The sequence below is a fragment of the Oscillatoria sp. FACHB-1407 genome, from assembly GCF_014697545.1.
In the GTDB taxonomy this organism is placed as follows: domain Bacteria; phylum Cyanobacteriota; class Cyanobacteriia; order Elainellales; family Elainellaceae; genus FACHB-1407.
The window spans coordinates 378848-393364 of the sequence record NZ_JACJSA010000001.1 but is presented as its reverse complement, the minus strand read 5'-3'; the positions used below and the strand labels follow the sequence as shown (position 1 = coordinate 393364).

At 50.9% G+C, this 14517-nt stretch carries 4 protein-coding genes; 2 read left to right on the top strand and 2 right to left on the bottom strand.

Translation table 11 applies throughout. From position 1 onward, the window contains the following. The first annotated feature begins 8 nt into the window (after nucleotides 1–8). Entirely contained in the window at nucleotides 9–3275 is a 3267-nt protein-coding gene (locus H6G89_RS01525; protein WP_190503469.1) for a glycoside hydrolase family 15 protein, read from the top strand. 151 nt (nucleotides 3276–3426) lie between these two features. Next, nucleotides 3427–12093, top strand: a complete 8667-nt coding sequence (locus H6G89_RS01520) for a CHAT domain-containing protein (RefSeq protein WP_190503467.1) — start codon at nucleotides 3427–3429, stop codon at nucleotides 12091–12093. Nucleotides 12094–12112: 19 nt separating this feature from the next. Here H6G89_RS01520 and H6G89_RS01515 read toward each other — a convergent pair whose 3' ends face one another. Both H6G89_RS01515 and H6G89_RS01510 read right to left on the bottom strand, forming a co-directional pair. Further along, nucleotides 12113–13273, bottom strand: coding sequence for a glycosyltransferase (locus H6G89_RS01515; RefSeq protein ID WP_190503465.1), 1161 nt, complete (start codon nucleotides 13271–13273; stop codon nucleotides 12113–12115). A 16-nt stretch (nucleotides 13274–13289) separates the two neighbouring features. Next, nucleotides 13290–14429 carry a glycosyltransferase family 4 protein gene (locus H6G89_RS01510; RefSeq protein ID WP_190503463.1) on the bottom strand — a complete coding sequence of 380 codons (1140 nt, stop codon included), beginning with the start codon at nucleotides 14427–14429 and terminating at the stop codon, nucleotides 13290–13292. Nucleotides 14430–14517: the final 88 nt, after the last annotated feature.

Below are 14517 nucleotides of genomic sequence, written 5' to 3'. Positions count from 1 at the left end.
CCATCAGCATGTCTACCTCAACTTCTGACCGCGACCTCCCCTATCAATCGCAACCATCGCTTGTGTCTCTGCGATCGCAACTAAACACCTATTACCAGGAGATCAAAACAGTCATTCTGGCACGACAGAATCCCTTGACAGGGTTGTTACCTGCCAGCACAGCGGTTAACACCCACGGCAATTACACCGATGCCTGGGTGCGAGACAACGTCTACAGCATTTTGGCGGTTTGGGGGTTGGCGTTGGCATACCGCAAAATTGATGACGATCGCGGCTATGCCTATGAGCTAGAACACAGTGTTGTCAAACTGATGCGGGGCTTGTTGTTTGCCATGATGCGGCAAGCCCATAAGGTAGAACGCTTCAAAGAAACGCAAGATCTGCTGGATGCGCTGCACGCCAAATATGACCTGCAAACGGGTGACACCGTTGTGGGCGATGACGGATGGGGACACCTGCAACTGGATGCCACATCGCTTTATCTGCTGATGTTGGCGCAGATGACCGCTTCAGGATTGCAAATCATCTTTACCCTTGATGAAGTCAACTTCATTCAAAATCTGGTGTATTACATCGGGCGAGCCTATCGCACCCCAGATTATGGCATTTGGGAACGGGGTAACAAAATTAACCACGGCAAGCCAGAGTTAAATGCTAGCTCCGTTGGCATGGCAAAAGCTGCACTGGAAGCCATCAACGGGCTAGATCTGTTTGGTGTGCGGGGTAGTCAAGCATCCGTGATTCACGTATTACCCGATGAAATCGCGCGGGCACGGGTCACATTGGAATCGTTACTACCCAGAGAGTCGGCTTCAAAGGAAGTGGATGCAGCCTTGCTGAGTGTTATTGGCTTTCCGGCGTTTGCCGTTGAGAATGTGGCACTGGTCGATCGCACCCGTACTAATGTGGTGAGCAAACTGCAAGGCAACTATGGCTGTAAGCGGTTTTTGCGAGACGGTCATCAGACGGTGATTGAGGTGGTCAGTCGTCTGCACTATGAACCGTGGGAACTGAAACAGTTTGAACACATTGAATGTGAATGGCCACTGTTTTTTACCTATTTGTTGCTGGATGCCCTATTTCGAGGCGATCGCGCTCAAGCCGCTGAATATCGAGAACGGTTGGAAGGCTTATTGGTTGAGCAGAATGGCAGTCTTCTCCTGCCTGAACTCTATTACGTCCCGAAAGACCATATCGAAGCGGAACGAGCCAACCCCCGCAGTCAGCCTCGCCTCGCAAATGAGAATGTTCCGCTGGTGTGGGCACAAAGCCTCTTCCTGTTAGGTAAGTTTTTGCAAGATGGGTTGTTAGCGGTGGGTGACTTAGACCCACTGGGGCGACATTTGCGATCAGAACATCGGGCTGAACCCTTAGTCCAGATTGTCTTGCTAGCCGAAGACGAAGACTTGCAATCTAAACTGGCGACTTATGGCATCGCGACTCAAACTCCTCAGCAAGTCGCCCCGATTCAGGTGCGGCAAGCCAGTGAATTGGCAGCGGTTTATAGTCAGGTGGGGCGCAATGACAAACTGTTGTTGAGTGGTCGCCCCAAACGTCGATTGCGGAGCTTAACTACTTCTAGAGTGTTTCGCATTCGCGGTGAAACGATCGTCTTTTTGCCTTCTTTTCTCGATCAACAGCAGTTTTATTTGACACTCGACAACGACTTTTTGGTTGCTCAGATTAAAGGTGAGTTGGCGTATATCAAACGCCACTGGTCACAGTTGGGTCGTCCGACGATGACACTGTTGTTGACGCATGATATGTTCGAGCATGAGTCTCCGTTGCTAGAACTCATCCAAGACTTGCGCGACGGACATTGCAACGGTGTAGCGGTCAAGTTAGGACAGTTGCAATCCTTTTTGTTAACCGCCAGCCTTGAACGAGTAGACTTCATTCACGACTTCCAGTTCACTCAGTCGTCAGTACAAAATGCTCAACCCAAACCCTACTACCTGACCTTTCATGGCGATCGCAACTGGATGTTAAGTAGCACTCAAGAATTTATGCTGGAGTGTGAAACCAATCTGCATTTGCTGATTACGAGCCTGCGACAATCGAACAATTTGTATGAGCAAATTGAACTGTTAGAATCACTCACTCGGTTGCGCGGACTGACGTTTGAGACGGGCTTGGGCGGTCCTGGACAATCCGTCACCGTGGAAGACCTGCTGAATGAGGTATATGAAAAAGCAGGTCAGGTGCAACTGTGGGCAGTGGTGCGTCGAGCGGCGGGTTTGCTCAACAAAGTGGATATTGGCTTATCGGATGCAGTCACAGACATCCTGGTGCGGCAAAAACAGATTGCGGTAGGTAAAGCCTACAGTGAAGATTCGCTGATTACTAGCCCGATGTCGCACGCTGAAATCATGGAAAAGATCCGTGAGTTTGTTCGGCAAGATATCCGCGATCGCCCCCTGACCCAAGAAATTCTGATCTACCTCGGCATTCTGATCAAAACCGATCCCCATCTGTTTAACGGCTTGTTGACGCTGCGAGTCGGCTATCTGATTTTGCTGATCACCAGCGAATTGGCGCGTGAGTTGCAGGTCACCCAGGATGAGGCGTATGAGCACCTGATGCAACTCAGCCCGTTTGAGGTAAAAACTCGACTCAAACAGGTTTTGACCGATTATGCAGACCTGGATCAATCGCTGTTCCGACAGGAGTCGCTGCGGGTCAACCAATTCAACATCCAATGGGATGCTTTACCCGAACAGGTGGAGGCTCAGGCTTCGGTCAACTGGTGGCGACAACGACAGCGAGACGGTTCCCTGAATCGAGTGCCCAAAAACTTCTACCCCAACGTCTGGAAAGTCATGCAGCACTGTAAGGGGGTAGTCATCGGCGATAAGTTAGAACGGCGCAATCGATTAGATAGTGATCCCATCCTGTCGGAGATGACCCCTGGTGAAAAGAACTTTGCGCTGCGGGTGGAGCATCTGCTGAACAAGATTCAGGCACCGGAATATCGGCAAGTCAATATTGAGGCACTGATGGAACTGGCGGCGATCGCGGAGAAAAACCCGGACTTGCAAATTCAGGAATACATCGTTCTTGATGTGTTAATCGGTCACGCCGTGCGCCTTTCATGGCTTGATAGATATGCCAAAGAGGGCGACCGATATGATGAGCATAAAGCCTCCGCATGGCGTTCTTTCTACGAAAGCTCACCCTATGACTGTGCGATTTACATTAGTAAGGCTCTGCAATTCTTGACAGAATTGGGGCAATCAACCGTACCAGAGGCCGAATTAATCCCACATCCGGGATGAGGGCTAGACATCCAAAATGTAAAGAAAAATCGGTCAGACTCCGCAAAATCCCTGAGAACCGTGCATAGTAATAGGCACAGAAGGGTGCATTTCAGAGTAGAGTGACATCGAGTTACTCGATTGTGTTCACCGGGAATTGGGGAATTTTGGTATGCGGCGTTGCCTGACGAAAATTGGTTTGTCATTAATTCTGACTCCCATCGGAGCACTTGCCTGGAGTAATCCCGTCAACGCGCAAGTGACGGCAGCACCGGACGGTACGAATACCCAGGTCAATCGACAGGGGAGTCGTTACGACATTCAGGGTGGCACGCTGTCTCGCGACGGGCAAAATCTCTTTCATAGTTTTGAGCAATTTGGACTGAGTGCCGGAGAAATTGCCAATTTTCTCTCCAACCCCCAAATTCAAAATATTTTGGGTCGGGTAACAGGAGGCGATGCCTCGATCATCAATGGCTTGCTGCAAATGAGTGGCGGCAACTCCAACCTGTATCTGATTAATCCTGCCGGAATTTTATTTGGGGCAAATGCTCGGCTCGATCTGCCCGCTTCCTTCACGGCAACAACCGCAACCGGCATTGGGTTTGGCAATACCTGGTTCAGTGCAGTCGGCTCCAATGATTACGCCAATTTAGTGGGCAATCCCGATCAGTTTGCCTTTACCGTGGCTCAACCTGGCTCTGTTTTGAATGCGGGAGAACTCACCGTTGCTGAGGGAGAGAGCCTGACTTTATTAGGTGGAACGGTGATCAACACAGGAACTCTCTCCGCGCCGGGAGGTTCCGTGACGATCGCCGCTGTACCTGGAGAAAACCGAGTGCGAGTCAGCCAGGAAGGACTGCTCTTAAGTCTGGAATTAGAAACGGCTACGACTGGCTCCAGCCCAAATGCCCTCCCCTTTACACCTTTATCTTTACCGGAGTTATTGACTGGAGGTGATGTTGAAGGAGCAACCGGACTGACGGTGAATCCCGACGGCACAGTTCGGCTAACCAACACAGATAACCCGATTCCCACTACCCCTGGAACGGCGATCGCTTCCGGTGTGATAGATGCTGTTACCAATCCCCAAGACGCAATGAATCGCGTTTCTACGGTTCCCCAAATCAATATCCTGGGCGATCGCGTTGCTCTGTTGGGTGCAACCCTCAACGCCTCAGCTCAAAATGGTGGGACAGTTCGCATCGGTGGTGACTATCAGGGACAGGGCAGCGTGTTCAACGCCTCTCGTACCGTTGTTGACCAAAATTCATCGATTCAAGCCAATGCGCTAACTAATGGCAGTGGCGGACGAGTCATCGTCTGGGCAGACGAGCTAACCCGATTTCTGGGAACGGTGTCTGCTCAGGGTGGAAGTGTCTCAGGCGATGGTGGGTTTGTCGAAGTCTCTGGCCTGGAAACTCTGGATTTTCGAGGACAGGTGAATACTCTTGCGCCCAATGGCAACGCGGGAACCTTGCTACTCGACCCGACGAACATCACGATTCAAGCGGGAGCCGGATCGTTTGGCAACCTGACTCAAGTGGATCAGTTTGCTGATCCCGATGTGGGAGGCAATACCATTGATGCCGCGATTCTCAATGCGGCAACTACCAACATCATTTTGCAAGCGACCAACAACATTAACTTTAATGCCCCAGTTTCGATCGCAACAGCAGGGGTGGGTTTGGCAGCTCAAGCTAATAACAACATTAATGTCAATGCCAATATTGTGACGGACGGGGGCGACATTGCCCTGACGGCTGGGGGAAATATCACCGTTAACGCCAGCCTGTTTTCCAATTCCTTTAATGCCAACCTCAGCACCTCAAATCCAGGGATTGCAGGCGACATCACCCTGACTTCAACTGGAGCAGGAAACATCAACACCGTTGCTGGGAGGCTGGATGCCACTTCCTCTGACAGTGCTGCCGGAAACATCACCCTAAGCACTCAAGGCGGCAACATTGTCACCTCTGATTTGACAGCTCGTACCTTTGGTGGTTTCGGCAACGCTGGAACCATTACTCTGACCACAACTGCCGCAGGCGGTATTGATACCAGTGCCAGTACGTTTCGACTGGATACCTTCTCTGGCAATGCCACAGGTGGAAACATCGTGATGACGGGGGGCACCATCACAACGGGTCGTCTGTTCTCCAACTTTGCGAACCCTGGAGGCGGCAGTTTTCAGCTAACCGGAAATGAGATTAACTTCGTCGCGGGTAATGGAACGGTTCTCAGTTCGGGTGCGCTGCTGCTACAACCGCTGACCCCAAACCAGGCGATCGCCCTGGGTGGAGCAGCAGACGGTGGTGTAGGAACCTTTGATTTGTTAGCCACAGATCTAGCGGCGATCGCCGATGGTTTCAGTACGACGACGATTGGTCGAGCCGATGGCAGTGGAGTGATTACTCTGGGAGGCAACCTCGCCTTTAATGAAGCTGTTACCCTGCAAGCTCCTGGAGCAACAGGCTCTTTTAATGCCAATGGCTTTAGTCTAACCAGTCCAGGCAGCGTTACGATTCAAACGGGCAATGGCATTACTACTGGAGCCATTACTGCTACGGGTAATGTGACGCTCTCCGCTCCCAATGGCACAATTGGCACAAACATTCGAGGACCCATCACGTCTAACGGAGGCAATATCACCATCTCTGGCAGAAGCGATCAGATCGGTGGACCCGGATTAGAAGTACCTGGAGTTCTCTTGAGAGGTGCATTGAATTCGGGTGGAGGAACCATTCAGGTCACGGGAACTGCGGCTCGAGATGATGACGGTATCACGGTTCGTGAACCGATTCAGTCGGGTGATGGTGCAATTACACTCACTGGCGACGCAACTGGGGGATTTGGTGGTGAGGGCATCATTTTGTTCTCAACCATCAACTCTAATAATGGAAACATTACTCTAACAGGCAACAGCACCACATTCACAGGGATACAGATCACTAGCCCAATTACGTCGGTAGGCGGCAATATCTCAATCACTGGCACAACCGGAAATCTGGGTGCCTCATCAGTCTTTATTCCCCTACCTGTTAGCACGAGTACTGGCAACATCACGTTAACAGGCGATCGCCTTGAGATTGCCTCAACTATCAGTAGTGGTGGCAACCTGCTGTTGCAACCGCTAGATCCTGCAACACCCATCGTTTTAGGCGGTGCAGGGGCAAACTTCCTGACAACAGCTGAGGCACAAAACCTGCAAAATGGCTTTGCCTCTATCACCATTGGTCGAGCTAATGGTAGCGGAGCCATTACTCTCGGAGGCGATGTCACCTTCAATGACCCTGTCACACTCCGTGCTCCGGCAGGTTCCATCAACACTACAGGCGGCACGATCACAGGTGGCGATAATGCCACGATCGCCCTCCAAGCGTTAGGCGATATCACCACAGGCAACATTTCTAACCCCGGTCGCGCCATCACCATCACCAGCACTGAAGGAATTGTCAACACCACTGCTGGCACGATTAGCACTGGATACGTACCAGGAACCCCCAACATCGGAATCATCCCCGGAACTGGAGCTGACATCACCATTTTGGGAGATAGTCTCAACCTAGGGGCGATCAATGCCTTGATCTACACCGGGAGTTCTCGGAATGCAGGGAACATTTTCTTAGAAGCTGCGACGGGAGGCATCACGGCCAGTAGCCTTACTACCAATGCTCTCAGTTATTTTGGATTTGTTGGCAACGCAGGTAATATCACCGTTAGAGCACCGTCAGGCAACGTGAATATTACTGGAGGTGTGACGGCAGAGGCAACCTCAGTGGGAGCAGGCGATCGCGCTGGCAACTCCGGAAACATCGATATTAGCACTACCCTTGGAACGGTTACGCTTGGAGGAGAAGTGAGTTCCAGAGCGATCGCCAATGGTGGCAGCAGCACGGCTGGAAATAGTGGCAATATCTCCGTTACAGCACCTACCATCAACCTGAACAACAACCTTACATCACGGTCAGCTTCAATTGGTGGCACTGCTGGAGCCAATGGCACCAACACCCTGACAGGAACAACCATCAACGCCAATGGCACGATCTCCGGTAACACAAACTTTATCTTAAATAGTGGCTCACCCCTGACACTGGCAGGCAATGCTACATTTACCGATCCGACACAGTTTCAATCCTTGGGTTCCATTAACACCACAGGTAGCCTTATCACCACGGCAGATAACGCTAACCTGACCTTCCAGGCAGGACAGGATATTGCTTTGGGAAGCATTACGGCGACAACTGGACTGAGCAGCGTCACGGCTCAAGCTAATAACAGCATTACGGCAACGGGCACGCTCACCACTGGTGGCGGTGATATTGTCCTAAATTCCGATCGCGATGGCAATGGGGCAGGGGCGATCGCCCTGAATGGTGCTCAAGTAAATTCCAATGGCGGTGACATCGTTTTAGGCGGTGGCACTAACCCTAGAACTCAAGCGGCAGTGGGCGATGTGAATGGGGTTCGAGGCGTTGATTTGAATGGCTCAACGCTGAATGCGGGTGGCGGTGATATCTCGATCCTGGGTAGTGGCAACAACAACACAGGGATTACCCTGGCATTTGGCACGACGCTTGAAACCAACAACACTGGTACGATCACCCTCAACGGCACAGGGAATGGCAACGGCATTTTCATTGATGGCATTTTGTTATTTACCGATAGCCAAATCCGGACGGTCAATGGCAACATCACCCTGACCGGGTTGAGCAACGCCACAGGTGATAACAACGATGGCATTGAGATTAATAGCTCACAAATTACCGCAACAGGGACGGGGTCAATTCAACTGACTGGAACAGCCGTTGCCAATGGAGTCGGTGTAGGGGCCGGAACAATTCGCAGCAATACCGGAGACATTCAAATTACAGGCACGGGGAACGGCACTTCCGATGTCCCTGGAATTGCATTGGGCGTCGTAGAGTCTACCGGAGGTGGCAATGTCACCCTAATTGCGGATGAAATGGCTCTAGGGGAGGGCAGTTTTATTCAAAGCACCGGGGTGCTGACCCTGCAACCGCTGACTCCATCCCAAGCGATCGCCCTCGGTGGAACCGACAGCGGTAGTGTGACGACACTGGATCTCAGTGACGCTGACCTGGCTCAATTGCAACCGGGCTTTAGCCGCATTGACATTGGGCGATCGAATGGTACAGGAACGATCGCCCTCAACCCCGGTGTCACCTTTACCAGTCCCATCAATGTGTTAGGAGGCTCAACCCTGGTTGGGCTGGATCAAAACACCACCTGGTCGATTACTGGCGTTAATCAGGGCAATCTCAACAGCACCTTCCCGCAAGGGTTCACCTTTAACAGCATCGAAAACATCACCACCGGGAATGCCAACGATGTCTTTGTATTTGACGAGGGGGGACGGATCAGCGGCGATATTGTTGGGGCAGAGGGTGACCTCACGCTGGCAGGAAATAACATTGACCTTCGCGGCACTGTCTCCGGTACGGGCAATTTGGTGATTCAACCGACAACAGCCGCTCGAAACATTCAAATTGGCGGTGTCGAGTCCAGTAATGATGCAGATGATGCATTGGTGCTCAGCCGCGCAGAGGTTAACTTGCTGCAAAACGGCTTCAACTCCATCACGATTGGGCGGGAGAATGGTCGTGGTGAGATTACGGTGAATACGGTCGGATTCCGCGACCCTACGACGATTCAAACGAACGATGGTTCGATCACGGTCAACGGAGAAATAGTCGGTGTTGATGATGCGGCGATCGCCCTGATTGGAGCAACCACACTGAATGCTGGCATCAGCACCGAGGGACAAAACATCACTCTGCGAAGGCGTACCACGATAGGTGATGATGTCGGCATCTTTACCAATGGCGGCAACGTCACCTTTGCTGGTGTGGTCAACAGTGCGGGTGGTGAATCCAACAATCTCACGGTGAATGCGGGCAGCGGCACAGCCCGGTTTGGTTCGACTGTGGGTCCAAACCTGGGTAACTTAAACGTAACGGCGATCGCCACTGAACTGGCTGGAAGCGTCGAAGCCGTGGGCAACATTCGCTTCAACAGTCCAATCACTCTGGATCAGAGCAGCACCGACGAGTTGACGATCTCAGCTAACACGCTCCTTGTTGAAGCGAGCCTTGCCGCAGGAGCTAGACCCCTGACCCTGAGTGGCTCTGAGATCGATCTGCTGGGTGGAGTTGGCTCGGTTACAGGACGGTCTTTGACGTTGCAAGCTCGACCTGACAGTCAATCGATTGAGGTTGGTGATGTAGGGTTGCCTGATGACAACGGCATCCTGGATCTCACCACGACTGACATTAATGCCCTGGCAGATGGCTTCCGCAGCATCACTATTGCCACTGGGATAGGAAACATCACCATCAGCAACGTTACGTTCCGTGATCCGGTGATCTTTCGGGTGACAGACGGCACGTTTTCTCCAGATAGCGGTTTGATTCTGCAAGATGATGCCAGAGCCAGTTTCCGGGGGGGAACCACCGTTCTGCGCCGCGACCTTACAACCGACAGCCCACTCGACTTTGGCCGAGTCGAACTACAGGGCAATGTCTCCCTGACTAGCAACGCCACTAACCCCAGTAACGGTAACGCCATTAACTTTAGCGGTTCTGTCAGCGGCAACTTCAACTTTCAGGTCAATGCTCCCCAGGGCACTGTTCGATTTGAGGGTGAAGTGGGTGGACCCGTGCGTCTGGCTGGTTTACAAATCAACGCACGAGCGGCTGAAGTTGCTGCCAATATCAACACCAGTGGCGACATCATTTTCAACACTCCTGTCACCGTCACCAACGGTGCTCAAATCAATGCCGAACAGGGCGGGATTACCGCTAACAACGATATCATTGGAGGGATCACGGCTCCCGTTCAACTCAGTGCAGAGCGTGACATCATCGTCAATAACATTACGGCTCCTGCTGGTATCACCCTCGAAAGCAATGGCTCGGTGCGTCGTGGTAGTGCTACCACCGGAAACCTCAACACCAGTTCTGAAACGGCTCAAGGGGGAGACATTCGCCTGGTTGCTGAAGCGGGAATTGTCGAAATTGGAGATTTGCTGTCGTTTGGCGCAACGGGAGGCGGAGACATTGAGGTCAATGCACGCGATCGCATTACAGCAGGGGCGATCGACTCCAGTGCAACCCAAAATGGCAACGGTGGCTCGGTAGGCTTAGACCCGATTGGCGATGTTGAGGTGCGATCGATTAATACCCAGGGTAGTGGCAACGGCAATGGTGGTGATGTCCGCGTTTTTGCTGGGCGACATTTCCGAGTAACGGGTTTTGTAGATGCCACTAACACGACCAGCATCTCCACTCGTGGAGGCAATAATGGTGGCACTGGAGGTAGCGTTTTTCTGCGGATTGAGGGACGAGAAAATGGGGAGCCGACGGAAATTCCCTTTGTTATTGGCAATGCCACGACCAATGGCACAGCCGGAGCTATTACTACTGGGTCGGTCACGCTGGCTCCGGTGCAACAGATTGAGGGAGACTTTGTTCAGGGCAATGTGCAAATCAGCACTCAAACCATCGACGACCCAACGATAGAGCCACCGCCGCCTCCCCCACCGCCGACAGACCCTCCCATTGAACCACCCAACCTTGGAGTTGTTCAAACTACCCTGCAACAAATTCAAACTCAAACAGGGACAACTCCCGCCCTGATCTATGTGGGCTTTGTCTCAGATGAGATTCAGGTCAACAACGATTTTGCCGGACGGGAAGCTGCCTCAACGCAACAGTTTGCTCAGCACCTCAACCGTACTACTGGGGAAATTGCTCTCTCTGCTACAGCCAGTGACACGGATCAATTGGAAATATTGATCGTGACCTCGGATGGAGAGCCTGTTCGTTACCCGGTACCTGGGGTGACACGGGCGCAGGTTCGTCAAGCCTCGACGCAACTCCTGGGACAAATCACCGATCGCAGCCGTCTTCGCAGCACTGCCTATCTACGCCCCGCCCAACAACTCTATCAATGGCTGATCACCCCCATTGAGGCGGAGTTGCAGGAGCAGAATATTGAGAACTTATCCTTCATCATGGAGGCTGGGTTGCGATCGCTTCCCATTGCAGCGTTACACGATGGACAACAGTTTCTAGTTGAGAAATACAGTGTCGGCTTTATGCCCAGCCTTAACCTGACGGATACTCGCTATTCTGACCTGCGTGATGCTCAAGTGTTGGCAATGGGTGCCTCTGATTTTCAAGACAAACTGCCTGACCTCCCCGCTGTACCTACTGAGTTGTCAACCATCACCAATAACGCAGAATCAGGGCAATTATTCCTCAATAACTCTTTCACGTTAGAGAATTTGCAACTGCAACGGCAGCAAACTCCCTATCGCATTGTCCACTTGGCAACCCATGCTGAATTTAGGGCAGGCAGCTTGAGCAATTCCTACATTCAGTTCTGGAATGAACAGGTGCAACTGGACGATGTTCGACGGCTCAATCTCAACAATCCACCTGTAGATCTATTGGTGTTGAGTGCTTGCCGAACGGCGTTGGGCGATGAACAAGCCGAGTTGGGCTTTGGTGGGTTAGCGGTGCAAGCGGGGGTTAAAACAGCTCTGGCAAGCTTGTGGTACGTCAGCGATGATGGCACGTTGGGCTTTATGACCGAGTTTTATCGGCAGTTGCGGCAGTCTCCCATTAAAGCGGAGGCACTGCGCCGTACCCAAATTGCCATGCTGAGAGGAGAGGTGCGCCTGGAACGAAATCAATTGCTTGTGTCGGATGGAACGGCGATCGCCCTTCCTTCTCAACTCATTGCTAATAATGAGCGCGACCTGACCCACCCCTACTACTGGGCAGCTTTCACCATGATCGGTAGCCCCTGGTAAAACTTGAGCAACAGAAACTCTACTTCAAGGAAGTTTCAGCCTTCAGACATTGTTCAATCAAACTAGCAAGTTGGTGGTTTGTTGTCATCAAGTCAAATTGTTGGCTAGCGTGCGCTTTCGCTTCTTTGGCGATCGCGATCGCCGCTTCTGGCATCGTCTTACAACATGAAATTATATCTGCGAGGGCTTTAGCATTTCCAGGTGAACAAAGCCAACCTGTTTTACCGTGCTCCACTAGCTCAATAGCTCCTCCTGCTTCAGCCGCTACAACTGGACGTTCACACAACATTGCTTCAACAATGACTCGCCCAAACGGTTCCGGTGCGGTAGAAGTATGAGCTATCAGATTGCAAGCTGCCATTAGTGGAATAACGTCAGAGCGAAAACCCAAAAACTTCACGCGGCCCTCTAATCCTAAAGCTGCAACCTGTTGGCGTAGAGATTGAGCATAGTCCTGTTCCCCAAACAATGCATCGCCCACAAAAATTGCAGCAACATCATCTGGGCAGGATGCTAATGCTTCTAGCAAAACGTGTTGTCCCTTCCAAGGAGACAATCGGCTAAAATGACCCACTACAAAATGTTGATCAAAACCCAATTCCTGCCTCGTTTGTTGCGATCGCTCTTTGGAAATTTGATAGTCTTCAGGCATAAAACCGTTATAAACCACTGTGGATATATCGGAGCGTCCACCCGCTGTGATAAATGCCGTTTGAGTCGCTTTAGAGTTAGCAATGACCAGTCGAGCAAAACGATTTGCAAGGGTGACTGCAACTCGACGATTTGTAGAGCTGAAGTGCTCATCCGATAGAATGTCTCGCAAATGGTAGACCAGTGGACATCGCGACAATAGGCTAGCGATCGCTCCCACCACTAACGCTTTTTGAGTGTTGGCATAAATCAGATCGTATTCACGAGCCAGGTTAGCAACTTTCATGACTAGCGGTAGCAGCGAACCCACGCTCCCTAAACTTTGAAATATGTTGCTGTCTTTGCGAACTTGAATGGACTGTTGCGTTAAAGTTTTCACTGGTATCTGCTGCCGTTCCAACAGTTCCCGAAAGGGACCATCTGCGAACAACCCCACTAAACAGCTCTCGCGGTAGGCACTGGCGACGTCCGCTAAAGATAACTCGGCTCCTCCTAACTTACCGCTTTGATCTAAAAATAGAATTTTCATGCTAAGAGCCATTCCACTACATTTTCTTTGCAAGCAGGACGTGTCTTACTTGCTGGGCGATCTTCTGCCAATCAAAATGAGTAACAGCGTACTCTCGGCATTCTGTTCTCGACGGCATTGTCAATTCACCTTCTAATAAGGCTTGCAATCGAGCAGCGATCGCCCCTATATCCTTAGATTCAGTGATGAGTTGCGGGGCAAAGGGAGTTAGAATTTCTGGCATTCCACCGACTGGAGTACACAATACTGGCGTGCCACAGGCTAATGATTCCAGTAAAATCAGCCCAAAACCTTCAAGGGCTTGACTCGGAACAACAGTTAAATCTGCTGCTTGATATGCAATAGGTAACTGCTCATCGGGTAAAAATCCCAAAAAACGAACATGCTCCTCTAAGCCCAGTTCAATACTTTGTTTCTCTAAAGCGTCGCGTAATGGTCCTTTACCAGCGATCGCCAACCAAACATCAGGCACTTGTCGCTTAACGTAGGTTAACGCCAACAGCAATTTGTCTAATCCCATTCGGTGCACTAAACGACGAGGAGCAAACAAAATTTTACGACCTTGTGGGAAATTGAGCTGGGCTCGTGCTTCTTCACGCGACAGATTGGGTTGAAACCGTTGGATATCAACTCCACCTGGAATCAAATAAATTTTTTCCAAAGGTACTTCATATTGATCATGCAAAATCATGCCAAATGCTTTGCTGAGCACAATAAAGCGATCGCACCGTTGATAGACCCGTTGTTCTACCCATTTTTTGAAGAAGACACTTAATTTGCCTCCCCCCTCTCGCTCACTTTCCAATGCCCAGGGACCATGAAATGTAAACGTAATCGGCACATCCTTAGGCAAACTTGTCAGCAATGGAAAGCTATAAAAAGCAAAATGCAAATTAACTGCATCTGGCTTTATCAACGATCTCTGCTTAAAGTTAGTGTAGCTTGACCACAAGCGTTTCAACGTCGAGATATTTGGTTGAGATAAGTTAGTCAGTTCAATCGCCAAACTGGACGAAGTTTCTGGCAAACCTACACCACATAACTCTACTTTATCCTCAGCAGCTAAGTGATAAATGAGTTCATAGACATAGCGGTTTAACCCACCAGGCATTGTAGGAAACCAGCTATTACCTACACAAAGAATGGATAAAGACATAGTAGAGTAAAGATATAAATGACGTTTGAAGTAGATTGTTTGTACAGATCCTCTAAGTTAATCAACTAGCTTATTTTTTGCTCCTTAT